The sequence below is a fragment of the Streptomyces sp. C1-1 genome (assembly GCF_050214755.1).
In the GTDB taxonomy this organism is placed as follows: Bacteria; Actinomycetota; Actinomycetes; order Streptomycetales; family Streptomycetaceae; genus Streptomyces.
Window position 1 is genome coordinate 8,468,002 of sequence record NZ_CP189826.1, and the last position, 26,338, is coordinate 8,494,339.

A 26,338-nucleotide genomic window follows, 5' to 3' on the forward strand; every position below is an offset into this window, starting at 1 on the left:
GTTTGCCCTATTTTTACACGTCAAGCGAGATGCGTTCGGATTCCGTCGGTCAGACCGGGGGGCCGGTCAGGGACTGCTCGGCCCAGATGACCTTGCCCTCGGGCACGAAGCGGGTCCCCCAGCGATCGGTGAACTGGGAGACCAGCAGCAGGCCGCGGCCGCCCTCGTCGGTGGTCCGCGGATGACGCAGGTGGGGTGCGGTGGCACCGCCGTCGCAGACCTCGCAGACCAGCGCCCGCTCCCGGATCAGGCGGAGCCGGATGGGGCCCTGCGCGTGCCGGATGGCGTTGGTGACCAGCTCGCTCACCACCAGTTCCGTGGTGAACACCAGGTCCTCCAGACCCCACTCGGTCAGCTGCCGGGCGGCCTCCTTGCGGGCGTCGGCGACGACCGCCGGGTCGGTCGGCAGATCCCAGTCGGCGACCTGGTCGACGCCCAGCAGCCGGGTGCGGGCCATCAGCAGCGCCACGTCGTCGTGCGGCCGGGCCGGCATCAGCGCGTCCACCACGGTGCGGCAGCGCAGATCCAGCGAGGGCGCGACGCGTTCCAGAGCCCGGCGCAGCCGGTCGCGGTCGCCGTCGGGGGACCACTCCGCGTCCTCGCGGGCGAGCAGTCCGTCGGTGTGCAGGGCGAGCGTGCTGCCCTCGGCGAGGACCAGCTCGACCGCCTCGAAGGGCGGCCCCCCCGAACCGAGCGTCGACCCCTGCGGCAGGTCGACGAAGCCGACGGAGCCGTCCGGCAGCACGACGGCGGGCGCGGGATGGCCGGCGGCGGCCATCGTGCACTGCCCGTCGACGGGGTCGTAGACGACGTAGAGACAGCCGGACCCGGCGACCTGGATGCCGACGCCGTCCGGCGCGTCCGGGTCGACGCCCTCCTCCCGGGCCGTCCGGGCCACCTGGTCGTCGAGGTGCGCGAGAACCTCGGCCGGCGGCAGGTCGAGCGCGGCGAGGGTGCGTACGGCGGTGCGCAGCCGTCCCATGGCGGCGGCGGCGTCGATGCCGTGACCGGGCACCTCGCCGACGACCAGGGCGACACGGGCGCCGGACAGCGGGATGAGGTCGTACCAGTCGCCGCCGAGGCCGGTCAGTTCGTCGGCCGGCCTGTAGCAGGCGGCGACCTCCACCGCGTCCTGTTCGGGCAGCCGGTGCGGCAGCAGGCTGCGCTGCAGCGCCAGGGCCGCGTTCCGTTCCCGGGTGTAGCGGCGGGCGTTGTCCACGCAGACGGCCGCCCGCGACACCAGGTCCTCGGCCAGGGCCAGGTCGTCCGCGTCGAAGGGCTCCTGCCGCCCGCGCCGGAAGAAGGTGGTGACGCCCAGGGTGACGCCCCGCGCGCGCACCGGCACGATCATCACGCTGTGCAGGCCCAGCTCCAGGAAGGTCGCCTCCCGCCCGCCCGGTATGTCGGTCGCCCACTCCTTGGCGAGCGGGTCCAGCCGCTCCTCGCGCCAGGACCGGCCCGTGGTCAGGCAGCGGATCGGCGGCGAGCCCGCCAGATACGTGGCCACCTCGCCGATCTCCACGACGGCCTCGGGCACCCCGGCGTTCACCGACTGGTGCCCGGCCCGGCGCAGCGGCACCCGGTCCGTGTCGACAGGCGGCCCCGTCGCGGGCTCCGCGCCCCGCAGCACCGACTCCAGCAGGTCGACGCAGACGTAGTCGACGAACCCCTGCACGGCCACGTCGGCCAGCTCCTGCGCCGTGCGCGTGATGTCCAGGGTGCGGCCGATCTGCTCGCCGGCCCGGTCGAGCAGGGCCAGGCGCCGGCGAGCGCGGTGCTTGTCGGTGATGTCGACGACGGTGTAGTAGACGCCCATCGGGTGGCCGCGGTCGTCCTCGAGACGGGTGAACGACATCATGTGCGCCGTCTGCCGGTGCGGCGCCGAGCGCACCTGGCCCACATGCTCGTACCCGACGACCGGCCGTCCGGTCTCCAGCACGTGGCGCATCTGGGTCTCGATGCTCTCGGAGTCGATGCCCGGCTGGATCTCCGCCAGCCGCCGCCCCAGCCGCCGGGCGGCCGAGCCCCCGCCGAACTGCTCCAGGGCCGCGTTCGACCAGACGCACCGCAGATCGGCGTCCACGATCGCTATGCCGACGGGGGAGCCGGTCACCATCTGCTCCAGCACCGTCCGGCTCATGTCCCAGCCGCGGGCCCCGGCCGTGATGTCGGAGAGCAGCACCAGCCAGCGCGGCGCGCCGCCGGGCTCCATCGCCGGGGTGATCCGCGCCATCACCCGCACCGCCCGCCCGCCCTTGCGGCGGGTGGTCAGCAGCCCCGCCCAGCCGCCGTCCCTGCGGCACCGCTCGATCAGCTCCGGCACCCGGGCGGCGTCGTCCGGGACCAGCAGGCCGGACACCGAACGGCCCACCACCTCGGTGGGCGTGTACGCCAGCAGCCGCTCGGCGTCCCGGGTCCAGCTGCGCACCACGCCCTGCGCGTCGAGCAGCAGGGGCGCGGCATCGGCCACGTCGAACCGCTGCCCGGCAGCGTCCTGCTCCTCTTGAGTGCCCACGGCCGACCTCTCTGTCGCTGAGAGTGGTCTACCACCTCTTGACCCAGTCTTCACCCTTCGCACGAAAGCGGCCGTACGGACGGCGCGGTCCGGTACCCCGACGAGGGGCCCGGGTACCGGCCGTCCCCACCGCCACGCGCAGGTCAGGAGCGCTCGGTCAGTACCTCCGCCAGCGTGCCCAGCGCGCCCTCCAGCTCCTCGCCGGTGATCGTCAGCGGCGGCGCCAGCCGGATCGTCGAGCCGTGCGTGTCCTTGACCAGGACGCCCTTGCGCATGAGCCGGGCGCTGACCTCGCGGCCGGTGCCGATGGCCGGGTCGATGTCGACGCCCGCCCACAGTCCCCGCGCGCGGAACCCGACGACCCCCTTGTCCAGCAGCCCCGACAGCCCGCCGCGCAGGACGACGCCCAGCTCGGTGGCGCGGCGCTGGAACTCGCCCGTCTCCAGCAGGTCGACCACGGCGGTGCCGATGGCCGCGGCCAGCGGGTTGCCGCCGAACGTCGACCCGTGCTCGCCCGGATGCAGCACCCCGAGCACGTCCCGGCGGCCGACCACCGCGGAGACCGGCACGATGCCGCCGCCCAGCGCCTTGCCCAGCAGCACGAGGTCGGGGACGACCGACTCGTGCTCGACGGCCAGGGTGTGGCCGGTGCGGCCGAGACCCGACTGGATCTCGTCGGCGACGAAGAGGCAGCCCCTGCGCCGGGTCAGCTCCCGTACGCCGGCCAGGTAGCCCTCGTCCGGGATGATGACGCCCGCCTCGCCCTGGATGGGCTCGATCAGCACCGCGGCCGTCGTGTCGTCGACCGCCGCCTCCAGCGCGGCCAGGTCGTTGTACGGCACGATCCGGAAGCCCGGTGTGAACGGGCCGAAGCCCGCGCGGGCGGTCTCGTCCGTGGAGAACCCGACGATCGTCGTCGTACGGCCGTGGAAGTTCTCCGCGGCGACGACGATCGTGGCCCGGTCGGCGGGGACGCCCTTGACCTCGTAGGCCCATTTGCGGGCCACCTTGATGCCGGACTCGACCGCCTCGGCGCCCGTGTTCATCGGCAGCACCATGTCCAGGCCGGTCAGCCCCGCCAGCCGTTCGGCGAACTCGGCCAGCCTGTCGTTGTGGAAGGCGCGGGAGGTCAGGGTCAGCCGGTCCAGCTGGCGGTGGGCGGCCTCGATCAGCGCGGGGTGGCGGTGACCGAAGTTCAGGGCCGAGTAACCGGCCAGCATGTCCAGGTAGCGGCGGCCCTCCACGTCCTCCACCCAGGTGCCCTCGGCGCGCGCGACGACCACGGGCAGCGGGTGGTAGTTGTGCGCCAGGACCGGCTCCTCGGCGCGGATCAGCTCGGCGGACGAACGCATGTCGACTGCAGCGGTCATGAACGGATCTCCTGGGTGCAGCACTTGATGCCGCCGCCTGCCTTGCGGAACTCGGACAGGTCGACGGGCACGGGGACATAGCCGCGGTCGGCGAGGGCGGTGGTGAGCGCCTCGGCCTGGGGCGCGATGAAGACGTGACGGCCGTCGGAGACGGAGTTGAGGCCGAAGGCCAGCGCGTCGTCGAGGGTGGCGAGCACGGCGTTCGGGAACAGCCGCGCCAGCACTTCTCGGCTGCCCGGCGAGAACGCCTCCGGGTAGTAGGAGACATTGTCGTCGTCCAGGACGAACAGTGCGGTGTCCAAATGATAGAAGCGAGGGTCCACCAGTGTCAGGCTGATCACCGGGTGGCCGAAGAACTCCTGCACCTCGCGGTGCGCCTCACGGGTGGTGCGGAAGCCGTGCCCGGCCAGCACGTACCGGCCCGTCCACACCAGGTCGCCCTCGCCCTCGCAGACGGACTCGGGGCGGTGCACGTCGAAGCCGGCCGTCTTGAACCAGGTGTCGTAGTGCGTGGACTCCGGGCGCCGCTCGGGCGCGTGGAACAGGGAGCCGAAGACCCGGCCGTCCACGACGACCGCCGAGTTCGCGGCGAAGACCATGTCCGGCAGGCCGGGGGCCGGCTCGACGGTGTCGACGGCGTGGCCGTGCGCCCGGTAGGCGCCGATCAGCGCCTGCCACTGCTCATGGGCCAGGTCCACGTCGACGCGGACATCGGGTTGCATCCAGGGGTTGATCGCGTACTGCACGGCGAAGTGTCTGGGTTCGCAGACGAGGTACCGCCGCCGGCGCGGCACACGGGAGTCGGACACAGAGGGGTTCCTCCGCTTCCTGGGGTGTCGACTGAGGGTTGACACCAAGGTAGGAAGTGACCGAGACGGGCGACAAGCGACGACAATTGCGTGTCAGCGCAGGAATGCTGCGTCTTTGGCCGGTACGAAGCAGCCCTGCTGCGTAGACGAATGTTTATTCGGGCGCAGGCTGGGTCGCGCCCGCTTCCGGGCTTTCCGGGAGCAGGTGGGACAGCACCATCACGCTGATCGTCTTCCGGATGAACGGCTCCACCCGGATGCGCTCCAGCACCTCCTCGAAGTGCTCCACGTCCCGCGCCCGCACGTGCAGCAGCGCGTCCGCGCCGCCCGTCACCGTCATCGCCGCGGTGATCTCCGGATGGTTGCGCACCACCTCCGCCAGCCGCCGCGGCGGCGCCGCCCCCTCGCAGTACACCTCGACGTACGCCTCCGTGCGCCAGCCCAGCGCCGACGGCCGGACCGTCGCCGTGAACCCGGTGATCACACCGGTCTCGCGCAACCGGTCCACCCGGCGCTTCACCGCCGTCGCCGACAGCCCGATGGCCGAGCCGATCTCCGCGAAGCTGGTGCGCGCGTTCGCCATCAGAGCGGTGACGATCTTCCGGTCGAGCTCGTCGAAGGGGGCGGGCCTGCTGTTCATGTCGGCACTGTATCCAGCGCGAACGTCCACACCCCGGCACATGTCCACCCGTGCGGATTCCTCCTACACTCCGGGTTCATGCTGCGCGCCCTCGCCGTCGACGACGAACGCCCCTCGCTGGAGGAACTGCTCTACCTGCTGAACGCCGACCCCCGCATCGGCAGCGCCGAGGGCGCCGGCGACGCGACCGAGGCGCTGCGCCGCATCAACCGGGCACTGCAGTCCGGCCCCGGCGGCCCCGAGGCGATCGACGTCGTCTTCCTCGACATCCAGATGCCCGGCCTCGACGGCCTGGACCTGGCCCGGCTGCTGACCGGGTTCGCCCAGCCGCCGCTCGTCGTGTTCGTCACCGCCCACGAGGACTTCGCCGTCCAGGCCTTCGACCTCAAGGCCGTCGACTACGTCCTCAAGCCGGTCCGCAAGGAACGCCTCGCCGAGGCGATCCGCCGGGCCGCCGAACTCACCGGCAACACCCCGCGCATCCCCGTCCACGAACCCGACCCCGACCACATCCCCGTCGAGCTCGGCGGCGTCACCCGCTTCGTCGCCGTCGACGACATCACCCACGTCGAGGCCCAGGGCGACTACGCCCGCCTGCACACCGTCCGGGGCAGCCACCTCGTCCGCATCCCGCTGTCGACCCTGGAGGACCGCTGGCGCGCCCGCGGCTTCGTCCGCATCCACCGCCGCCACCTGGTCGCCCTGCGCCACATAGGCGAACTCCGCCTGGACGCGGGCACGGTGAGTGTGCTCGTCGGCGGCGAGGAGCTGCAGGTCAGCCGCCGGCACGCGCGCGAGCTGCGGGACCTGCTGATGAGGAGGCCGTGACACGTGCCCCACCAGGACCCCACCGAACGCCGTGTCGTCGTCACCGGCCCGCCCCGCCGTACCCGGCGTGGCTCCGGCTACTACCGGCCGCGCACCGAGATCGACGAGCAGACGACCCTCGGCCACACCTACGTCCGCTCCCTCATGCGCACCCAACTGCGCGCCGCCCTGGCCGTGTTCGCGGTCCTCGGCCTGCTGATAGGCCCGCTGCCGCTGGTCTTCGCCGCCATGCCCGACGCCCACCGCCTGCAATGGGGCATCCTCGGCTTCTGCCTCTACGCCCCCCTCGTCCTGCTCGCCCTGTGGTACGTCCGCCGCGCCGAGCGCAACGAGCGGGACTTCGTACGGCTCGTCGAGGACCGGTGAACTCCAACTACGCCGTCCCGGCGGTGGCCCTGGTGGTCGTGGCGACCGTCCTCGTCGGTGCCTTCGGCCTGCGCGTCTCCCGCACCACCTCCGACTTCTACGTCGCCTCCCGCACCGTCGGCCCCCGCCTCAACGCCGCCGCCATCAGCGGCGAGTACCTCTCCGCCGCCTCCTTCCTGGGTATCGCGGGACTGGTCCTGATCCAGGGCCCGGACATGCTCTGGTACCCGGTCGGTTACACCGCCGGCTACCTGGTGCTGCTGCTGTTCGTCGCCGCCCCGCTGCGCCGCTCCGGCGCCTACACGCTGCCCGACTTCGCCGAGGCCCGGCTCGCCTCCTACGGCGTACGGCGGCTGGCCGGGGCCTTCGTCGTCGGCGTCGGCTGGCTCTACCTGCTGCCCCAGCTCCAGGGCGCGGGGCTGACGCTCACGGTCCTCACCGGCGCTCCCGACGGGCTCGGCGGGGTCATCGTCGCGGTCGTCGTGGTGGCCACCGTCGCGGCCGGCGGCATGCGCAGCATCACCTTCGTGCAGGCCTTCCAGTACTGGCTCAAGCTCACCGCCCTGCTCGTCCCCGCCCTCTTCCTGGCCCTGGCCTGGCAGAGCGACGGAGCACCCCGCCACGCCTTCGCGGAACCGCCCACCTTCCGCGAACAGCGCTCGGTACGCGTCGCCGACAGCCTCGACCTGAGACTCGTACGGCCCCTGACCGTCACCGTGACCGGCACGGTCGACGGCTCCCCGCACGACGACGGGCGGGTGCGGCTCGCGGCCGGCACCCACCACATCGCCCGGGGCACCCGGCTCACCTTCGCCGAGGGCACCGCCGTCCCGTCCGCCGACCCCGGCACCAACGGCGGCATGTCCACCTCCCTCGCCTCGGGCCGCGAGGAACGCCCGCTGTACGCCACGTACGGACTGATCCTCGCCACCTTCCTCGGCACCATGGGCCTGCCGCACGTCGTCGTCCGCTTCTACACCAGCCCGCACGGCGTCGCCGCCCGCCGCACCACGGTCGCCGTCCTCGGCCTGATCGGCGCCTTCTACCTGCTGCCGCCCCTCTACGGCGCCCTCGGCCGCCTCTACACCCCCGAACTCGCCCTCAGCGGCGACGCCGACGCCGCCGTCCTGCTGCTCCCGGACCGCATGATCGGCGGTGTCGGGGGCGACCTGCTCGGCGCCCTGCTGGCCGGCGGGGCCTTCGCCGCGTTCCTGTCCACGGCGTCCGGACTGACCATGGCCGTCGCCGGCGTCCTCACCCAGGACGTCCTGCCGACGCGCGGTGTACGGCACTTCAGGCTCGGTACCGTGCTCGCCATGGCGGTGCCCCTCGCCGCCAGCCTGCTGGTAGGCGGGCTCCCCGTCGCCGACGCGGTGGGCCTGGCCTTCGCCGTCTCCGCGTCCTCGTTCTGCCCGCTGCTCGTGCTCGGCATCTGGTGGCGGCGGCTGACCCCGCCCGGCGCGGCGGCCGGCATGCTGGTCGGCGGCGGCTCGGCGTTCGTGGCGGTGGCCGCGACGATGGCCGGCTTCCCCGGCTCGGGCCCGCTGCACGCCCTGCTGGCCTGGCCGGCGCTCTGGTCGGTGCCGCTGGGCTTCCTCACCATGGTTCTGGTGTCCCTGGCGACGCCCGGGCGGGTGCCGACGGGCACGGAGGCGATCCTGGCGCGGTTCCACCTGCCGGAGGAACTGCGGGCGGAGGTGAAGGCATGAGCGGCTTCCTGGCCGGCCTCTGCGTGGCCGCGCTCCCCCTGCTGGCGGCCGGGTTCTGGCTGGGCCGGCGCACGGCCCGCCCCGAGAGCCTCGGCGGTCTCGGCACCCCCGTCGAGCACGCCACCTTCCAGACCCTGCACACCGCCTCCCTCGCCGCGCCCCCGCTGCGCGCGGGCCTGACGGAGGAGACCGCCCGCAAGTCGGCCCGCAGGCTGCGCTCGCTGCTGGGCACCGACGCGCTGTGCCTGACCGACCAGAAGGACGTCCTGGTCTGGGACGGGGTGGGCGGCCATCACCGCACGCAGATCATGGACCGGCTCGCCGGCCCGCTGGAGACCGGTCGCGGCGAGGCCTTCCGCCTCCACTGCGGCCACCCCGACTGCCCCGTGCGCTGGGCGGTGGTGGCCCCGCTCACCGTCGACGACCGGGTGCACGGCGCCCTGGTGGCCTGCGCGCCCCGCGAGTCCGCCGTGCTGGTCCGCGCGGCCGGGGAGGTCGCCCGCTGGGTCAGCGTCCAGCTCGAACTGGCCGACCTCGACCAGTCCCGCACCCGCCTCATCGAGGCCGAGATCAAGGCACTGCGCGCCCAGATATCCCCGCACTTCATCTTCAACTCGCTCGCGGTGATCGCCTCGTTCGTCCGCACCGACCCCGAACGCGCCCGCGAACTGCTGCTGGAGTTCGCCGACTTCACCCGCTACTCGTTCCGCCGGCACGGCGACTTCACCACCCTCGCCGACGAACTCCACGCCATCGACCACTACTTGGCGCTCGTCCGGGCCCGCTTCGGCGACCGGCTCTCCGTCACCCTGCAGATCGCCCCCGAGGTGCTGCCGGTCGCCCTGCCCTTCCTGTGCCTGCAGCCGCTCGTCGAGAACGCCGTCAAACACGGGCTGGAGGGCGGGGCCGTATCCGCCGGGGGCAAGTGCCGTATCTCCATCACCGCGCAGGACGCAGGCGCCGAGGCGCTGGTCGTCATCGAGGACGACGGCGTCGGCATGGACCCGGTCGTGCTGCGCCGCATCCTCGCCGGCGAGGTCAGCCCCTCCGGCGGCATCGGCCTGTCCAACGTCGACGACCGGCTCCGGCAGGTCTACGGCGACGACTACGGGCTCGTCATCGAGACCGCCGTGGGCGCGGGCATGAAGGTCACCGCCCGGCTGCCCAAGTACCAGCCGGGCGTGCACTCCGCGGGGCGGCTCACCCAGGGGCTCCCCGGTGACTTCGCCGGGGACCTGTCCGGGGAGTGAGCCTCACGCGCTGCTGCGGGTGGCGATCATCCCCAGCGTGAGCAACCCCAGCACGACCCAGCCGAACCACAGCCAGCCGTTGCTGCCGAGCGCCACCGTGTAGGCCGTCACCGCGACGAGACCGCCGACGGTGAGCACCCCCATCGCCTTGGTAGAACCGTCCGTGGAACCGGGCATCGCGACACCCTCCTCAGGATTCGTCCCCCTCCATGGTGCCCCCGTTCTGCTTCCGCACCGTGCATACGACGAAATGCGTGCCCGACTTCCACGACCCCTCGCTGGTCCAGGACCCGGATGTGTAGACCGACGGATCGAAGCCGTAGTCGCGCGGCGGCACGTCCCTCGCGCAGGCCGCGTCCGACCGCGTACGGGCCTCGGTGAGCGTGACGTCCCGGCCCAGCCGGGTGAAGCCGAGCACCTGCTCGTCGTGCGGGCCGGAGCAGGAGACCAGGCCGGCGTCCCGGTTGGAACGGGCCCGCAGACAGTCCCTGCGCTGCATGTTCGCCGTGTCGGTGAAGGACGAGCCCAGCCTGCGGTGGGCGCCCAGCGGCCCGTACACGGGCCCGTGCGCGCCCAGCACCAGACACGCCGTCCGCCGCCCCGCCGCCTCGAAACCCGCCCCGGTCGGCACGACCGCGAGGCCACGGACGTCCGCCAGCCGCTCCCGGATCTCCTGCGTCCGCTCCTCGCACCGCGCCGGCCCGTCCTTGCGGGCCTCGTCCGCCGAGGCCGCGGCCGCGAACGCCATCACCTGCCCGTCCGGTGCCTGGGCACCGCAGGAGGGGGCGAGCGTCAGCCGGGGCGTGCCGGAGAAGCGGTCGGGTCCGGGCCAGTCCGCGAGCACACAGTCACCCTCCTTCAGCGGCCGGACCAGCCCGACCGCCGAGCCGTACGGCAGCACCTTCCCCGTACCGCCTCCGCCGCCCTGGTGGGCCATGGCGTACCAGACGCCGCCCAGCGCCAGCAGCAGGCCGAGGGACGCGGCGAGGACGGCGCGCAGCACACGGGGGACCTCCCGGCGGTGCCGGGGAGCGGACGGGGGTGGGACGGCGGGCCCGAAGCCGTCCGGTGCGGGAGGCGGCGGGGGCGGCACGGGGGCCACGCCCTCCCACGGCGGCTGCGAGCCGAGATCGGTCCTGGTCCGGGCGTACGGTTCGGCCTGCGGCGTCACGATCTCCGACAGCGCCGCCTCCGCCCGCGGTGCCGACGCCCGCCGCGCGGGATCCTTCTCCAGCAGGCTCCGCAGTACGGGGCCCAGCGCGCCGGCCCGCACCGCCGGACGCGGCTCCTCCATCACCACCGCGGTGACCTCGGCCAGGTTCGACTCCCGCTCGAAGGGGCCGTGGCCCTCGACGGCGAAGTACAGCGTGCAGCCCAGTGAGAACAGGTCGGCGGCCGGGGTCGGGGGACCGCCCGTGGCCCGCTCCGGCGCCAGATAGCCCGACGTCCCCACCAGCACCGACGCCATCGTGTACCGGGTCTCCCCGGCGTCGGGCCGCACGGAGATGCCGTAGTCGGTGAGCAGGACACGGCCGTACGGCGCCCCGGTGCGGTCCGGTGCCAGCAGGATGTTCGCCGGCTTCACGTCCCGGTGCATCACGCCCCGCTCGTGCCCGGAGGTGAGCGCGTCGAGGACGGCGAGGCCGATGCGGGCGCACTCCGCGGGCGCGAGCGGACCGCGCCGCTCGACGAGGTCGCGCAGATCGGTGGCGCCCGCCACGTACTCCATGACGATCCACGGCAGCCCTTCGTGCTCCAGGACGTCGTGCACCGTGACCACGTGCGGGTGGCCGCGCAGCCCCGCCGCGTACCGGGCCTCCGCGCGCGCCCGCGCGACCCGGGCCTCCCGCTCCTCGCCCGCCGGTTCCGGGTCGCGGAACACGATCTCCTTGAGCGCCACCTCGCACGCGAGTCTCTGGTCGTGGGCGAGCCACACATGGCCCATGCCGCCGCCGCCGAGGCGGTTCAGCAGCAGATAACGGCCGGCGATGACCCGGCCCACTCCCGACGTCGGTGATCCTGAAGGCATCCGGTGACTCCCGGGTTGTGCGGGGGCACTACGTGATCGCGCTCGACGCGGGCCCGGAGGAAACGGGCTCGCTCGCGGCGGGGGCGCTGGCGGTGACGGGCGCGCTCGACGGGGGCGGCGCGCTGGTGGTGATCGGGGTGCTGGGTGGCGGTGGAGCGCTGGTGGTGACCGGGGCGCTGCTGGGCGGCGGCGGTGGTGGTGGTGCGCTGCTCGTCACCGGAGCGGCGGTCCCGGTCGAGCCGGTCTTCGGCGCGGGCGAGGACGGCGGCGACGAGGACGAAGGGGACGAGGACGAAGGGGACAAGGACGAAGGGGCCGACGACGACGGCGGGGCCTTGGATGTCCTGGACGGCGGCGAGGACCGCGGGGACGGCGTGGTCGCCGGGGGAGCGGTCGGCCCCCCGGAGGTGCCCGGGCCCGAGGAGGTCCCGTCGGCCGTGCTCAGGGTCACGTACTGCCCGAACCGCAGTCGCGTCCCCGCCGGCGGATCGGAGACCGTGACCCTCGCGTCGTCGGCGGGCCGGTTCTTCCCGGCGTACCCGACCGCCAGCCCCTGCCCGGTCAGCAGCCGGCTCGCCTCGGCGAACGTCGCCCCGGTCAGGTCGGGCACCGCGCGGGGCCTGCCCGCGTCGAAGGGCTCGTCGTGGCCGCCCGCCGTGCCCACCGGCCGGGTGATGCCGCGGGCGGGGTCGGCCACGTCGACCAGGGCGAGCCGTTCCAGCCTCCGCGGCGCGGGCCGCACCGCCACCAGGGAGGAACGCTCGTATCCCCGCCACTCCCGGTTGCCGTTTTCGAACTTCACCGAAATGCGGTTCGTGTCACCGGCGAAGGGCCGCAGTGGATTTCCGCACGAACACTTCACGGCCGGAAGTCCCTGTTCGTCGACGAGAACGGAGATTCCGGCCTGCAGCAGCGAGTCGAAAGGCACGGCCTTTCCCTCTTTGTAGTCGTGATTCCGCACGAGAGTGTCGTGACGCAGGAGAACAGGAGTGAGCCGGTCCAGATATCCCGGAATCCGATCGGTGGTGATGTCCAGCGCGGCCGCCCACGCATGTGCCTTACGGTGATTGGCGGGATCCGTGAGAAATGCCTTGAGTCTTTTCACGTCACAGACACTCGTCTCGCGGGTGCCCCCGTACAGGCCCGGAGTATCCCCTTGTTGCAGGCTGCCGCGCCCGACCGACGCGCGTATCGCTTGGTCGTGGCCCAGATGTCGGTGCTCGTCGAAGAACGGCGAAAGGGCGGGAACGCCCGCCGCGACCGCCCGGACCAGGGTCAGCGGTGTGCCCCGATCACAGCCGCCGACCGCGAGCACGAGAACGAGCAGCACGGCGATCCTGCGAATCACCGATTTCCCGGCCCTTTGCACAACTGCGCGAAACGTCATCACCGCTCCCCCCGGCGGTTTCCCCCTGACGCCTCATGCTACTGAAAGCCGCCGATCGGCGAAGCCTTTCAGTGTCCGCGCGCGTTCAATGAGGCCAGATAGGCGTTGTACGCCTCCAGTTCCTTGTCGCCGTCCCGGTCGGCGGCCCGGTCCTTGCGTTTGGCCTGCCGCTGTTCGGAGCTGTACCACTGGAACAGCAGGGCGAGGAGCACCAGGACGGACGGGACCTCGCTGAACGCCCAGGCGATGCCGCCGGCCGCTGTCTGGTCGGGCAGGGCGTCGATGCCCAGGGAGGCCGGGGGGTTCTTGAACGTCTCGACCATCGGCGTCGACGCCATCATCAGGGCGATTCCGAAGAACGCGTGGAACGGCATGCCCGCGAACAGCTCCAGCATCCGCATCAGGTGGCCCGGCCGCTGCGGGCCCGGATCCACACCGATGATCGGCCAGAAGAACACGACACCGACGGCGAGGAAGTGCACCATCATCGCGACGTGTCCCGTCTTCGACCCCATCAGGAAGTCGAACAGCGAGGTGAAGTACAGCGCGTACAGGCTCGCGATGAACATCGGGATGGTGAACGCCGGGTGCGTGATGATCCGCATGTAGCGGCTGTGCAGCAGCATCAGCAGCAGTTCGCGCGGGCCCTTGCGGCCCTTCCCGGCGGTCGGCAGCGCGCGCAGGGCGAGGGTGACGGGCGCGCCGAGCAGGATCAGGATCGGCGACAGCATGCTGATGATCATGTGCTGCACCATGTGCACGCTGAACATGACCATGCCGTAGTCGTTGAGGGCGGTGCACATCACCAGCCCGATGGTCAGCACGCCCGTGACGAACGACACCGTCCGGCCCACCGACCACGTGTCGCCGCGCCGCCGCAGCCGCACGACACCCCAGCCGTACAGGCCCAGCCCCAGCAGGCAGGCGACGAGGAAGAACGGGTCCGCGGACCATTCCAGACCCCGTCCCAGCGTGAACGGCGGCAGGTCCATGGTCATGCCGTGCCCGCTGTGGTCCATCGGCCGGCTCCTGATTCGTGGGGGTTGTGCAAGTGTGTCCGCACACAGACTAGAACTGCCCGCGGACGCCCCCTCGACCGGGGGGCCGCCCCTCACTGGCCCCGGCGCAGCACCGACTTCTCCCACAGGGCCGTCGCCTCGGGCGCCGCCTGCGGGGCGACGAGCAGCAACGGGGTGTCGTACGCCGGGAGCTCCGGCACCGCCACCGCGCCCGCCTCCGTCGCGATCAGCAGCGGGGGCAGGGCGTCCACGGGGTGGAACTCGCCGATGGCCGCCGCGACGGCCCGGCCGGCCGCGACCTGCACCAGCGACAGGGCCGTCGACCCCATGATCCGTACCGTGCAGTGCCGGGCCGCGAGCTCCCGCAGCAGGTCGTCCATGCCGGGCCAGTGGGCGTGGGCCGCCCATTCCGTGAGGAACGCGTGGCCGGTCAGGGTGTCGTGGGCCGCGGCCCGGATCGGCCGTCCGTCGAGGCGGGCGCCGCCGCCCTTGACCGCCGAGAAGAACTCACCGCGCCACGGGTCGGCCACCACGCCCAGCAGCGGCTCGCCCCGTGCCGTGGCCAGGCCGAGGGAGAACGAGCACCAGCCGATGCCGTGCGCGTAGTTCGTCGTACCGTCCACCGGGTCGATCACCCAGTGCGGGGCGCCGGGTGCGCCCTCGTGGACGCCGTACTCCTCGCCCTCGATGCCGTACTGCGGGAACTCCCGGCGCAGCACGGCACGGACGTGGGTCTCCACCGCCTCGTCCGTGTCCGTCACGATGTCGGCCGGGGAGGCCTTCTCGCGCACCTCGTCCGTGGCGCGGGGCCGGCGGATGCGGTCCGCGGCCCACGCGGCGAGTTCCGTGGCGAGCGCGAGTTCCCGGTCCATGCCTAGAGGACGCACTCCGCTTCGACGTAGCGCTCGGCCGGCACCGTCTTCAGCGTCTCGACCGCCTCGGCCAGCGACACCATCACGATGTCGGTGCCACGCAGCGCGGTCATGTTGCCGAACTCGCCGCGGTGCACGGCCTCCACCGCGTGCCAGCCGAACCGCGTGGCCAGCACCCGGTCGTACGCCGTCGGCGTGCCGCCGCGCTGGACGTGACCGAGGATCACCGGCCGGGCCTCCTTGCCGAGGCGCTCCTCCAGCTCGATCGACAGCTGACGGGCGATGCCGGCGAACCGCTCGTGCCCGTAGATGTCCTTGCCGCCCTCGTCGAAGTCCATGGTCCCGGCCCTCGGCTTGGCGCCCTCCGCGGCGACCACGATGGCGAACCGCTTGCCCTGGTCGAAGCGGGCGCCCACCCGGGCGGCCAGATCCTCGATGTCGAAGGGCCGCTCGGGGACGACGATGGCGTGCGCGCCGGCCGCCATGCCGGAGTGCAGGGCGATCCAGCCGGTGTGCCGGCCCATGACCTCCACGACCAGCACCCGCTGGTGGGACTCGGCGGTGGTCTTCAGCCGGTCCAGCGCCTCGGTCGCCACGCCCACGGCCGTGTCGAAGCCGAAGGTGACGTCCGTGACGGCGATGTCGTTGTCGATGGTCTTGGGGACCCCGACGATCGGCAGGCCGTTGTCGTACATCAGCCGGGCCGCCTTCAGCGTGCCCTCGCCGCCGATCGGGATGATCGCGTCCAGACCGAGTTCCTCGACGTGCTCCCTGGCCCGTGCCACGCCGTCGCGCAGGTGCGAGGGCTGGACCCGGGAGGAGCCAAGGATGGTGCCGCCGCGGGCCAGGATGCCGCCCACCGCGTCGAGGTCGAGCTTGAGGTAGTCGCACTCCAGGAGGCCCTTCCAGCCGTCCCGGAAGCCGATGACCTCGTCACCGTGGTCGACGACGGCACGGTGGACGACGGACCGGATGACGGCGTTCAGGCCGGGGCAGTCGCCGCCGGACGTGAGGACACCAATGCGCATAGCCCGAGAGAACCTTCTCAACGTGGTCGGCACCGGACCGCGCTGTCCGGCTCGAACCCCGCCACCCTAGCGGCAGGAGGGGGCGGGGCCGCACCGTGCGTCCGACTGCTGGACGACCCCGCTCACCTGTGCGTACTCGGCGTCAGACGGGCTGGTTACGAGGGGTGGGACAGGAGGTGTCAGGCGGGCTGCTGAGCCGATGCGATCCGCTCGTTGCGCAACGCCTCGTACCAGCGGTCGTCGGTCGGGGGCAGCGCGTTCACGTCGAGCGCCAGCTTCAGCAGCAGGTCGGCGATCAGCGGGTTGCGGGCCAGCACCGGCCCGTGCATGTACGTACCGAAGACCGTGTCGTTGTACGCGCCCTCCGTGCCGTCCCCGGTGCCGTTGCCGTTGCCGAGCTTGACCTGGGCGAGGGGGCGGGCCGTCGGACCGAGATGGGTGACGCCCTGGTGGTTCTCGAAGCCGGTCAGCGGGGGCAGGCCCAGGCGCGGGTCGATGTCGGCGAGCACGTCGCCGACGCACCGCTGGCCCTCGCCGCGGACCGAGACCACGTCAAGGAGCCCCAGGCCCGGCTCGCGCTGACCGAGGTCGTTGATGAACTCGTGGCCCAGGATCTGGTAGCCGGCGCAGACGGAGAAGACGATCGCGCCGTTGCCCACGGCCCGGTGCAGGCCGCCGTCCCGGCGCAGCCGCTCGGCCGCCAGCCGCTGGGGCCGGTCCTCGCCGCCGCCGATGAGGTAGATGTCACCCGACGTCGGGATCGGCTGGTCGCTGCGCACGTCGAGCCGGGCCACGTCCAGGCCGCGCTGCCGGGCCCGGCGCTCCACGACGAGGACGTTGCCCTGGTCGCCGTAGGTGCTGAGCAGGTCGGGGTAGATCCAGACGATCCGCAGTTGGTTGTCGCTCACAAAAGTCCCCTGATGTCTCAGTTGCCGACGCGGCGGCGCAGGTCCTGGAAGGCGGTGTAGTTGGCGATGACCTCGATCCGGCCCGGCGGACTCGCCTGGACCGCCTGGTCGAGGTTGTCGCACACCTGGAAGTTCTGGTTCGCGACCTCCAGGCGCACCGCGAGGTCCAGCTTGCGGTCGCCGATCACGCAGATCGGGTGCCCGGACAGGCGCGTGTAGTCGACGTCCCACAGCCAGGAGGTGTCGGTGCCGTCGGCGCTGCGCGCGTTCACCGAAAGGATCACCGGGGTCGGCGGCGGATCGATCAGGCTGAACGTTTCGAGCCAGCCCGCCGGGTTCTTCGCCAGCAACAGTCGCAGGTCACGCCCCTGGAACTGCACCACGTCGTAACGGCCCGCGACGGCCTGCACCTGCCACATGCGCTCCAGGGCGACCTGCGGCGGCACCCCGAAGACGGCGGCGACGGCGGCCGAGGAGGCGGCGTTGGCCTTGTTGGCGCGGCCCGGCAGCTGCAGGTGGATCGGCCAGGCCGAGCCGTGCGGGTCGAGCACGTGGTCACCGGAGAGCGCCCAGCTCGGGGTGGGCCGCCGGAAGCCGCACTCACCGCAGAACCAGTCGTCGCCGGGCCGCTGCATCACGCCACCGCAGGACGGGCAGGACCAGGCGTCGTCCTTCCACATCTGCCCGGCGGCGACCCAGACCACATTGGGGGAGGAGGAGGCCGCCCACACGACCAGCGGGTCGTCGCAGTTGGCGACGATGACGGCCTTCGAACCCGCGAGCCCCTCACGCCAGTTCTCCGCCAGCATGCGGGTCTCGGCGGCGCGGTCGAGCTGGTCGCGGGAGAGGTTGAGCAGGGCGATGCACTTCGGTGCGGTGTCCCGGGCCACGCCCGCCAGGTACTTCTCGTCGACCTCGATCACGCCGTAGCGCGCGTCGGAGCTGCCGGCGAGGGCGGAGGTGATGCCGGCGGGCATGTTCGCGCCGAGGGCGTTGGAGACGACCGGTCCGGCGGCCCGCAGCGCCTCGGCGATGAGCCGGGTCGTGGTCGTCTTGCCGTTGGTCGCGGACACCAGGACCACGTCCAGGTTCTGGGCGAGCCGGGCGAGAAGGTCGGGGTCGAGTTTGAGCGCCACCCGGCCGCCGATCACCGAACCGCTGCCGCGCCCCGCGGCTCGCGACGCCGCTGCGACCGCCTTGCCCGCGGTCACGGCCAGCTTGGCCCGCGGCGTGAGCGGGTCCGAGTTGCCTGACATCAGTTCTCGATCCTCCTTGCGTACGCGCCGCGCCTCAAGCCTGACGGCAACGTGGTGTGGACCTCAGCCTATCGAGATCCACTCGCAGTCCCGAACCACGGCATGGCCAAGACGCGCGCGACCGTACGCTTGCGGCCATGCGAAACGGCTCCATTCCGGGCGCCCACGGGCGAGTGAGGCCCCTCACCCTGCTCGGGGACACGGCACTGCACGCCCCCTGCGCGGAAGTCACCGACTTCGGCCCCGAACTGGCGGCACTCGTGGAGGACTTGTTCGCCACGATGTACGCCGCCCAGGGGGTGGGCCTGGCGGCCAACCAGGTGGGGGAGCCGTGGCGGGTCTTCGTCTACGACTGCCCGGACGACGAGGACGTCCGCCACCTCGGCCATGTGGTCAACCCGCGCCTGGTGGAGGCCGACGGAGTGGTGGTCCGCGGTCCGGAGGGCTGTCTGTCGCTGCCGGGCCTTGAGGCGGGGACCGAACGCCACGACCACGTGGTGGTGGAGGGGTTCACGGTGACCGGGGAGCCGGTCACCGTGCACGGGACGGGTTTCTTCGCACGGTGTCTGCAGCACGAGTGCGACCATCTCGAGGGCCGGGTCTACGCCGATCACCTCACGGGACGGCGCAGACGGAAACTGCTGCGCCAGGTGGCGAAGGCATCGTGGCACCGGCCGGGCCGAGGCCCTTCCTGACGGATCTTCGCGGGAGAAGGGCGCTCAGAAGCCGGGGCCGCCGATCCGGTCCCCGGCCGCGGCCAGCCGCCCCCACAGCAGGTCGGCCAGGCTGCGCACCAACTCCGCCCGCGAGCAGGGCCGTTCGCCCAGCCACCAGTCGCCCGCCGCGTGCATCATCCCGACTATCCCGTGCCCCCACACCCGGGCCAGCCGCTGGCTCTCCGGGCCCAGGTCCAACCGGTCCTCGATGACCTGGGCCAGCTCCTCGCCCATCCTGCGCAGCAGCGGCGCCGAGTGCTTGCCGACGTCGAAGCCCTGCTCGGCCGCCGTACCGCCCTCCGCCGGGTGCATCAGGAACCGGTACACCTGGGGTCGTGCCTCGATCGCCGCGAGGTAGGTGTCCAATGTGGCCTCGACGCGCTCCCGGCGGTCCGCGGGCGCGTCCAGCGCGGCGCGCAGGGAGTCCAGGAGCGCGTCCGTGTGCCGCTTGGCCAGCGCGGCGTACAGGCCGCCCTTGTCGCCGAAGTGGCGGTAGAGAATCGGCTTCGTGATGCCCGCCTCCGCCGCGATGGCGTTCATCGAGGCCTGTGGGCCGTCGCGCAGCACCACTCTGTCCGCGGCCTCCAGCAGCTCGCGCCGACGGCGGTCGGCGGACCGCTGCTGATCGGTCCGCTGTGTGGTGTCCATGAGCTCTCCCCACCCGTGCTGAATCGGTAACGCCTGCGCAAACTAACACCCAACATGCCCACTGCATCGAACAGGCTGCCGAGACGTCGTCGGAGTTGACTTTTCCTACCCGTGGGTAACAGACTCGAGTTACCGCTAGTAACACATTTGCACGTCGCCGCTGGAGGGGACATGGCCGAGTTCACCATGGAGCTCAACGACGAACAGAAGGAGGTCCGGGACTGGCTGCACGGCTTCGCCGCCGACGTCATCCGCCCCGCGGCCGCCGAATGGGACGAGCGTGAGGAGACTCCCTGGCCGGTCATCCAGGAGGCCGCGAAGGTTGGCATCTACTCCCTCGACTTCTACGCCCAGCAGTACTTCGACCCCACCGGGCTCGGCATCCCGATGGCCATGGAGGAGCTGTTCTGGGGCGACGCGGGCATCGCCCTGTCGATCGTAGGCACGGGTCTGGCCGCCGTGGGCGTTCTTGCCAACGGAACCGAGGAACAGATCGGTACCTGGATCCCCCAGATGTACGGCGACGCCAACGACGTCAAGGTCGCCGCCTTCTGCTCCTCCGAGCCCGACGCCGGCTCCGACGTGGCATCCATGCGCACGCGCGCCGTCTACGACGAGGCCAAGGACGAGTGGGTGATCAACGGCACGAAGACCTGGGCGACCAACGGCGGCATCGCCAACGTCCACGTCGTCGTCGCGGTCGTCGACCCCGAGCTCGGCTCCAAGGGCCACGCGTCCTTCATCATCCCGCCGAACACGCCGGGCCTCTCCCAGGGCCAGAAGTTCAAGAAGCACGGCATCCGCGCCTCGCACACCGCCGAGGTCGTCCTGGAGAACGTCCGCGTCCCCGGCTCCTGCCTGCTGGGCGGCAAGGAGAAGCTCGACGAGCGCCTCGCCCGCGCCCGCGAGCGGGCCAAGCAGGGCGGTGAGCGCGTGAAGAACGCCGCCATGGCCACCTTCGAGGCGTCCCGCCCGGCCGTCGGCGCGATGGCGGTCGGCACCGCCCGTGCCGCCTACGAGGTCGCCCTCGACTACGCCAAGACCCGCGAGCAGTTCGGCCGGCCGATCATCGACAACCAGGGCGTCGCCTTCCAGCTCGCCGACATGCGTACGTCCGTCGACGCCGCGCGGCTGCTGGTCTGGCGGGCCTCGTGGATGGCGATCAACGGCAAGCCGTTCACCGCGGCCGAGGGATCGATGTCCAAGCTGTTCGCCAGCGAGACGGCGAAGAAGGTCACGGCGCAGGCGATCCAGATCCTCGGCGGCAACGGCTACACGCGGGAGTACCCGGTGGAGCGGATGCACCGGGACGCCGCGATCTACACCATCTTCGAGGGCACGAGCGAGGTCCAGCGCCTGGTGATCGCCCGCACCCTGTCGGGCATGCCGATCCGCTGAGCGCTCCGCTGAAGTGCCGCGATGTGCGGTCGGTCGTCCGCGGCGCCGTCGTGGCCGGTCGCGCAGTTCCCCGCGCCCCTTCGGGGCGCTGCCGGACCGCAGCGGACTTCACCGGGTCCGCTCAGCGCGGGCTCAGCGGCCCCCGCGCGGAACGACCAGGCCGCTGTCGTAGGCCAGGATCACGGCCTGGACCCGGTCGCGCAGGCCGTACTTCTCCAGGATGTGGGCGATGTGCGTCTTCACCGTCGTCTCGCCCACTCCGAGTTCGAGCGCGATCTCCGCGTTCGACAGTCCGCGGCTGAGCGCCCGCAGCACGTCCAGTTCACGCCCGGTGAGGGCGTCGAGCCGGGCCGGCACGGGCGCCTCGGCGGGCGCGCCCAGGTGTGCGAAGCGGTCCAGCAGCCGGTGGGTGACGCGCGGCGAGAGCACGGCCTCGCCGTCGGCCACCGTGCGGATCGCGCCCACCAGCGAGTCGGCGGGCCCGTCCTTGACCAGGAACCCGCTGGCCCCGGCGCGCAGGGCGTCCACGACATGGGCGTCCAGGTCGAAGGTCGTCAGGATGACGATCCGGCTGGCCGAACCCGTCTCCACGATGCGCCGCGTGGCCTCCACGCCGTCCGTGCGCGGCATGCGGATGTCCATCAGGACGACGTCCGGGCACAGGCTTCCGGTCAGCTCTACGGCCTCCGTGCCGTCCGCCGCCTCACCCACGACCGTGATGTCTGGTTCCGCTTCCAGGATGAGCCGGAATCCCGTACGGATCATGGGCTGGTCGTCGACCAGCAGGACCCGGATGACCTTCATGCGCTGTGCCCTTCGTGCCGTGGTTCGGGGACCGGAAGCGGGATGACGGCGTGCACGCAGTAGCCGCCGCCGGGCCGGGAGCCGGTGTGCAGGGAGCCGCCCACCGCGCCGACCCGCTCGCGCATGCCGACCAGACCGTGCCCGGTGCCGTGCGCCGCGACGGGCGGCCGCACCGGCTCGCCGTCCGACGCCGGTCCGTCGTCGCACAGCCGCACCGTGAGCCGCTCACGCTCCGGCTCCCAGGCCAGGGTGAGCTCGGTCCTGGTACGGCCGGCGTGCTTGAGCGTGTTGGTGAGCGCCTCCTGCGCGATCCGGTACACGGCGAGATGTGAACCGGCGGGCAGTTCGACCGGCTCACCGCTGGTGCTGAAGTCGACCCGCAGCCCCGCCGCGCGCACCGAGTCCACCAGCGCGGGCAGCGCCTCGACGGTGGGCTGCGGCGGTTCCCGGCTCGGGTCGCCCGGCCCCTCCTCGTCGGTGCGCAGGACGTCGAGGAGGTGGCGCAGCTCCGTGACGGTGGCCCGCCCGGTCTCCTCGATGGCGCCGTGCAGTTCGTGCGCCTTGGCCCGGTCGCGGTCCTGGACGCGGTCGGCGGCGATCGTCTGCACCACCATGAGGCTCACGTTGTGCGCCACGATGTCGTGCAGCTCACGGGCGATCCGGGCCCGCTCCGCCATGACCGCCGCCCGCGCGTCGGCGGCCTGTTCCCGCTCGAGCGCGGCGGCCCGCTCCAGCGCCTGGTTCCGGATCGCGGCCCGCGCCCTGGCCAGCCGTCCCAGCGCCCACGCGGCGATCAGCAGCACCGCCTCCGTCAGCAGCGCGGCGACGCGGTGCCCGGACGGGGCGAGCACCGCCTCCGCCACGGCGGCCGCCGGAATGAGCACCGAACCGACCAGGGCCGCGATCCGCGGTGTGGTGCGGGTGGCGGTGAGGAAGAGGGCCGTGGCGACGGTGAGGTAGGTGGGCCCGATGGACGTACCGTCGGGCCCGGACAGATCCGGGACGTAGTGCCGGGCCTGCAGCACTCCCGCGGCCGCCGACATCACCAGCAGGGCGGGCAGCGGACACAGCCGGTGCACCGCCAGGGGAAGCGTGGTCAACAGGACGAGGACGACCCACGGCGCGTCCGGCGCGCGCAGTTCCGGGCCCCCGTGCGGCATCGCCAGGGGCAGCGCCAGACAGCCTGCGGTCAGCAGCAGGGCGAGAGCCGTGTCGGTGACGGCCCGTGGCCAGGGGCGTCCCGCCAGCGACTCCATCCGGTTCATGCCCTTACCGTAGACGGACCGCGAACCCCCGTGATCTCACCTGAGGTTGAAAGCCGGGACCGCTCTCCTCCGCGGGGTCTCCTCCGCGAGGAGGAGACACCCACCCGCCTCGCCCGACCGGCCGAGACCCCGGTTCGACTGCTCGGCCGAGGTCAAGCCCCGCCGCCGACGGTGCACTTGAGACATCCCTGACGGACAGTCGCTGGAGGAGTCACGGTGCTCGCAAGCCGGTACGCGGTCCAACTCACGGACGTGACCAAGAGGTACGGGGAGGGCCCGGACGCCGTCCTCGCCCTCGACAAGGTCAGCGCGGGCATCGAGCCCGGCACCTTCACGGCGGTGATGGGCCCCTCGGGCTCCGGCAAGAGCACGTTCCTGCACTGCGCGGCCGGCCTGGACCGGCCCACGGCGGGCGAGGTACGCCTCGGCGACCAGGACCTGTCGGCGCTCAGGGAACGGCGGCTGACGGAACTGCGGCGCACCCGGGCCGGGTTCGTCTTCCAGGCCTTCAACCTGCTGCCGTCGCTGACCGTCGAGCAGAACATCCTGCTGCCCCTGCGTCTGGCCGGGAGGCAGCCCGAACCGGACTGGCTGCGCCACATCGTCGGCGCCGTCGACCTGGGCGGCCGGCTGACCCGCTACCCCGCGCAGCTCTCCGGCGGCCAGCAGCAGCGCGTGGCGATCGCCCGCGCCCTGGTCACCCGGCCCGAGGTGATCTTCGCCGACGAGCCCACCGGCGCTCTCGACCCGGAGACCGCCCGCGACATCCTGGTCCTGCTGCGCCAGGCCGTCACCGACCTGCACCAGACGGTGGTGATGGTCACCCACGATCCGGTCGCCGCCGCCCACACCGACCAGGTCCTCTTCCTCGGTGCCGGACGCGTCGTCGACGGCATGGTCACCCCCAGCGCGGACCGGGTCGCCGAGGTCATGTCCGGCCTGCGGAGGGCGGTGTGATGCTCACCCTGGCTCTGCGGACGCTGAAGTCCCGTGCGGCCGGTTTCGCCGGCACCTTCGTCGCCCTGCTGCTGGGCGCCGCCGTGCTCAGCGCCTGCGGCATCCTCCTGGAGTCCGGCATCCGCGCGGGCTCCCCGCCCGAGCGGTACGCGGCGGCCGACGTCCTCGTCACCGGCCGGCAGGACCTCGAACTGACCCTGAAGGACGTGGACGGCTCGACGCTGAAGCAGTCCCAGCCGCTGCCCGAACGCGTGCCTCTGCGGGCGTCCCTGGCGGAGCGGATCAGGAAGGTGCCCGGGGTCCGCGCGGTGACCGAGGACGACGGCGCGACCGTACGCCTGGCCACGGCCGCGGGGCGACCCGTCCCGGGCCGGCACGGCACCGCGCCCCAGGCCCACAACTGGTCGGGCCTGCGACTCGGCGACTTCCGGCTCACCCGGGGCCACGCGCCCAGCACCGCGCGGGAGGCCGTCCTCGACGCCGAACTCGCCGGCCGGGCCGGCATCCGTCCCGGCGACACCGTCCGGCTGATGACCGCCTCCGTGCCCCGCGCCTACACCGTGGCCGGCATCGTCGCCCTCGACGACGGCCGGGCGCCCCGCCAGTCGGTGCTGTTCCTGACCCGCCAGGGCCTGCGCCAACTGGGGCCCACCGCTTGTGCGTTCGGCGTCCACGCCACCCCGGGCACCTCGCCCGGGCGGCTCGCCGACGCCCTCCGGTCCGCGCTCGGCGACGACCGGCTCGCCGTGCACACCGGGGACGGGCGCGGCCGGGCGGAGTTCCTCGACGTCTCCGTCAGCGGATCCGACCTCACGGTCCTGGCCGGCGCGGTCGGCGGGAACGTCCTGCTCATCGCCGTCTTCGTCCTGTACGCCACCAGCGCGCTGTCCGTCCGCCACCGCCGCCGGGAGATCGCCCTGCTGCGCGCCGTCGGCACCACGCCCGGCCAGTTGAGGCGGATGCTGGCCGCCGAGGCGGCCGTCACCGGGCTCGTCGCGGGGCTGCTGGGCTGCCCGCTCGGACTGCTCCTGGTGCACTGGCTGCGCGACCGGTTCGCCGGACACGGCATCGTGCCGCCCGACTTCGCGCTCGCCCTCAGCCCGCTGCCGTTCCTGGCCGCGGTCCTGGTGACCGTGCTGACCGCGGTGGTCGCCGTCCTGATCGCCGCCCTGCGCGCCGGCCGCATCAGGCCGACCGAGGCCCTCGGCGAGGCGGCCGTGGAGCCCGCCGGACCGAGCCGCGGACGCCGGATCACCGGCGGGGTCCTCCTGGCGCTCTCGGCCGCGATCTTCGTCACCGGCCTGGTGCAGCACGCCGACTTCCTCACCCTGGTCGGTCTCGCCAACTCCCTCGTGCTCCTCCTGGTGATCGCCGGCGCCGTCCTCGGCCCGCTGCTCGCCCGCACGGCCGTAAGCCTCCTGGCCCCGCTGCTGGAGCGGACCGGCGTCACCGGCCATCTCGCGGCGGCCAACTCCCGCGCCAACGCGGGACGTCTGGCGGGCGCGATCACCCCGCTGATCCTCGCCGTGTCCTTCGCCTCGACCGTCGTCTTCACCCAGACCACCGCCCTGCGGGAGTCCTCCGAGCAGATCCACTCCGGCCTCCTCGCCGACCACGTGCTCACCGCGCCGGGCGGGGTGTCGCCCGACCTCGCGGCGAAAGCGCGGGGACTGGGGCAGGTGGCGGCGGCCACCGGACTGGTGAAGTCCAAGGTCGTGGCCGCGGGCGAACTCATGGGCGCACAGGAAGCCGTGTCGCTGAGCGCGCAGGGCGTGGACCCCCGTGCCCTCACCGCCACCCTCGACCTCGGCACCCGCAAGGGCGACCCGACCTCCCTCTCGCCCGGCACGGTGGCGCTCAGCACCACCGCGGCGTCCTGGCTCGGCCTGGGCGTGGGTGACACCGCGCGGCTCCATCTCGGCGACGGCACCCCGTTCCGGGGCCGGGTGATCGCCGTGTACGGCCGGGGTCTCGGCTTCGCCGACGTCACCCTCGACCACGACCTCCTGCTCGCCCACACCACCCAGAAGGCCGACACGTCGGTCCTCGTCCGCGCCGCGCCCCGGGCGCACGGCCTCTCCCGCGCCCTGTCCGGGCTCGCCGCGGCCTACCCCGGCACGGCGGTGCGCAGCGGCCTCACCGCCGACGACCAGCTGGCCGAACAGCGCGCGAACGCCTGGGTCAACTACCTCGTCGTCGGCGTGATCATCGCCTACACCGCGATCACCGTGGTCAACTCCCTCGCGATGACGACGGCCGCCCGACGCCGCGAGTTCGCGCTGCTACGGCTGTCCGGCACCGCTCGCCGTCAGGTCGCCGGAATGATGCGCAGGGAGAGTGCCGTCGTCGTCCTGGCCGGCGTGGGGACCGGCACGCTGCTGTCCGTCTTCCCGCTCCTCCTGGTCGCCCTGGCCCTGGGCGGAACGCCGTGGCCGGCCGTGCCGCCGCTCGGCTACGCGGTGATCGCCGGCGCCCTGGCGGCCCTGGCCACCGTGGGCGTGATGGTGCCGACGAGGCTGCTGCTGCGGATCCGTCCGGTCGAGGCGATCGGCGTCCGGGAGTGA

Annotated in this window: 23 protein-coding genes; 8 read left to right on the forward strand and 15 right to left on the reverse strand. The window is 72.7% G+C overall.

Translation table 11 applies throughout. The features are described from left to right. Window positions 1–49: 49 nt before the first annotated feature. The 4 genes from ACQF4J_RS38580 to ACQF4J_RS38595 all read right to left on the reverse strand — a co-directional run bounded on the left by ACQF4J_RS38580 (window position 50) and on the right by ACQF4J_RS38595 (window position 5,334). Entirely contained in the window at window positions 50–2,515 is a 2,466-nt protein-coding gene (locus tag ACQF4J_RS38580) for a SpoIIE family protein phosphatase (RefSeq protein WP_351564816.1), read from the reverse strand. 143 nt (window positions 2,516–2,658) lie between these two features. Next, complete coding sequence (gene rocD / locus ACQF4J_RS38585; RefSeq protein ID WP_351802675.1) at window positions 2,659–3,885, reverse strand: ornithine--oxo-acid transaminase; 1,227 nt, start codon at window positions 3,883–3,885, stop codon at window positions 2,659–2,661. Then, window positions 3,882–4,694, reverse strand: coding sequence for a dimethylargininase (gene ddaH / locus ACQF4J_RS38590; protein WP_351564821.1), 813 nt, complete (start codon window positions 4,692–4,694; stop codon window positions 3,882–3,884). The genes rocD and ddaH overlap by 4 nt, the downstream gene beginning before the upstream one ends. A 154-nt stretch (window positions 4,695–4,848) precedes the next feature. After that, window positions 4,849–5,334: an Lrp/AsnC family transcriptional regulator gene (locus ACQF4J_RS38595; RefSeq protein ID WP_351564824.1), complete on the reverse strand. Its 486-nt coding sequence runs from the start codon at window positions 5,332–5,334 to the stop codon at window positions 4,849–4,851. A 78-nt stretch (window positions 5,335–5,412) separates the two neighbouring features. Between ACQF4J_RS38595 and ACQF4J_RS38600 the strand changes: the two genes are divergently transcribed. The 4 genes from ACQF4J_RS38600 to ACQF4J_RS38615 are packed head-to-tail and all read left to right on the forward strand — an operon-like array spanning window position 5,413 to window position 9,487. Beyond that, window positions 5,413–6,162: a LytR/AlgR family response regulator transcription factor gene (locus ACQF4J_RS38600; protein ID WP_351564827.1), complete on the forward strand. Its 750-nt coding sequence runs from the start codon at window positions 5,413–5,415 to the stop codon at window positions 6,160–6,162. Window positions 6,163–6,165: 3 nt separating this feature from the next. Further along, window positions 6,166–6,528 carry a hypothetical protein gene (locus ACQF4J_RS38605; RefSeq protein WP_351564830.1) on the forward strand — a complete coding sequence of 121 codons (363 nt, stop codon included), beginning with the start codon at window positions 6,166–6,168 and terminating at the stop codon, window positions 6,526–6,528. Next, the gene (locus tag ACQF4J_RS38610) at window positions 6,525–8,237 is read left to right on the forward strand and encodes a cation acetate symporter (RefSeq protein ID WP_351564833.1); all 1,713 of its coding nucleotides are present in this window, start codon (window positions 6,525–6,527) and stop codon (window positions 8,235–8,237) included. The genes ACQF4J_RS38605 and ACQF4J_RS38610 overlap by 4 nt, the downstream gene beginning before the upstream one ends. Continuing rightward, a complete protein-coding gene (locus tag ACQF4J_RS38615; protein WP_351564836.1) occupies window positions 8,234–9,487 on the forward strand; it encodes a sensor histidine kinase in 1,254 nt (417 codons plus the stop codon). Before ACQF4J_RS38610 ends, ACQF4J_RS38615 begins: the two co-directional genes overlap by 4 nt. Before the next feature lie 3 nt (window positions 9,488–9,490). Here the strand turns inward: ACQF4J_RS38615 and ACQF4J_RS38620 are convergent, their stop codons facing one another. The 8 genes from ACQF4J_RS38620 to ACQF4J_RS38655 form a co-directional block, all read right to left on the reverse strand. Continuing rightward, complete coding sequence (locus ACQF4J_RS38620; RefSeq protein WP_107416195.1) at window positions 9,491–9,664, reverse strand: hypothetical protein; 174 nt, start codon at window positions 9,662–9,664, stop codon at window positions 9,491–9,493. Between the two features lie 13 nt (window positions 9,665–9,677). After that, window positions 9,678–11,516, reverse strand: coding sequence for a protein kinase domain-containing protein (locus ACQF4J_RS38625; RefSeq protein WP_427167827.1), 1,839 nt, complete (start codon window positions 11,514–11,516; stop codon window positions 9,678–9,680). 28 nt (window positions 11,517–11,544) lie between these two features. After that, window positions 11,545–12,903: a DUF6777 domain-containing protein gene (locus tag ACQF4J_RS38630; protein ID WP_427167828.1), complete on the reverse strand. Its 1,359-nt coding sequence runs from the start codon at window positions 12,901–12,903 to the stop codon at window positions 11,545–11,547. A gap of 68 nt (window positions 12,904–12,971) precedes the next feature. Continuing rightward, window positions 12,972–13,922, reverse strand: a complete 951-nt coding sequence (locus ACQF4J_RS38635; protein WP_427167829.1) for a cytochrome c oxidase assembly protein — start codon at window positions 13,920–13,922, stop codon at window positions 12,972–12,974. A gap of 92 nt (window positions 13,923–14,014) precedes the next feature. After that, the gene (locus ACQF4J_RS38640) at window positions 14,015–14,794 is read right to left on the reverse strand and encodes an inositol monophosphatase family protein (RefSeq protein ID WP_427167830.1); all 780 of its coding nucleotides are present in this window, start codon (window positions 14,792–14,794) and stop codon (window positions 14,015–14,017) included. 2 nt (window positions 14,795–14,796) lie between these two features. Next, window positions 14,797–15,822, reverse strand: a complete 1,026-nt coding sequence (locus ACQF4J_RS38645; protein ID WP_427167831.1) for a 6-phosphofructokinase — start codon at window positions 15,820–15,822, stop codon at window positions 14,797–14,799. Between the two features lie 179 nt (window positions 15,823–16,001). Continuing rightward, a complete protein-coding gene (locus tag ACQF4J_RS38650; RefSeq protein WP_351564853.1) occupies window positions 16,002–16,730 on the reverse strand; it encodes a type 1 glutamine amidotransferase in 729 nt (242 codons plus the stop codon). A 17-nt stretch (window positions 16,731–16,747) separates the two neighbouring features. Continuing rightward, the gene (locus ACQF4J_RS38655; RefSeq protein WP_351564856.1) at window positions 16,748–17,986 is read right to left on the reverse strand and encodes a MurT ligase domain-containing protein; all 1,239 of its coding nucleotides are present in this window, start codon (window positions 17,984–17,986) and stop codon (window positions 16,748–16,750) included. A 137-nt stretch (window positions 17,987–18,123) separates the two neighbouring features. Between ACQF4J_RS38655 and def the strand changes: the two genes are divergently transcribed. Continuing rightward, the gene (gene def, locus ACQF4J_RS38660) at window positions 18,124–18,681 is read left to right on the forward strand and encodes a peptide deformylase (RefSeq protein ID WP_351564859.1); all 558 of its coding nucleotides are present in this window, start codon (window positions 18,124–18,126) and stop codon (window positions 18,679–18,681) included. A gap of 24 nt (window positions 18,682–18,705) precedes the next feature. Here the strand turns inward: def and ACQF4J_RS38665 are convergent, their stop codons facing one another. Further along, complete coding sequence (locus ACQF4J_RS38665) at window positions 18,706–19,350, reverse strand: TetR family transcriptional regulator (RefSeq protein WP_351564862.1); 645 nt, start codon at window positions 19,348–19,350, stop codon at window positions 18,706–18,708. Window positions 19,351–19,521: 171 nt separating this feature from the next. Here ACQF4J_RS38665 and ACQF4J_RS38670 point away from each other — a divergent pair, with 171 nt between their 5' ends. Next, on the forward strand, window positions 19,522–20,748 hold the full coding sequence (locus tag ACQF4J_RS38670) for an acyl-CoA dehydrogenase family protein (RefSeq protein ID WP_351564865.1): 1,227 nt from the start codon (window positions 19,522–19,524) through the stop codon (window positions 20,746–20,748). A gap of 132 nt (window positions 20,749–20,880) precedes the next feature. Here ACQF4J_RS38670 and ACQF4J_RS38675 read toward each other — a convergent pair whose 3' ends face one another. Next, on the reverse strand, window positions 20,881–21,552 hold the full coding sequence (locus ACQF4J_RS38675; RefSeq protein WP_351802667.1) for a response regulator transcription factor: 672 nt from the start codon (window positions 21,550–21,552) through the stop codon (window positions 20,881–20,883). Next, window positions 21,549–22,817 carry a sensor histidine kinase gene (locus ACQF4J_RS38680; protein WP_351564870.1) on the reverse strand — a complete coding sequence of 423 codons (1,269 nt, stop codon included), beginning with the start codon at window positions 22,815–22,817 and terminating at the stop codon, window positions 21,549–21,551. Before ACQF4J_RS38680 ends, ACQF4J_RS38675 begins: the two co-directional genes overlap by 4 nt. Window positions 22,818–23,033: 216 nt before the next feature. Here ACQF4J_RS38680 and ACQF4J_RS38685 point away from each other — a divergent pair, with 216 nt between their 5' ends. After that, window positions 23,034–23,774: an ABC transporter ATP-binding protein gene (locus ACQF4J_RS38685; protein ID WP_351564873.1), complete on the forward strand. Its 741-nt coding sequence runs from the start codon at window positions 23,034–23,036 to the stop codon at window positions 23,772–23,774. Beyond that, window positions 23,774–26,338, forward strand: coding sequence for an FtsX-like permease family protein (locus ACQF4J_RS38690; protein WP_427167833.1), 2,565 nt, complete (start codon window positions 23,774–23,776; stop codon window positions 26,336–26,338). Before ACQF4J_RS38685 ends, ACQF4J_RS38690 begins: the two co-directional genes overlap by 1 nt.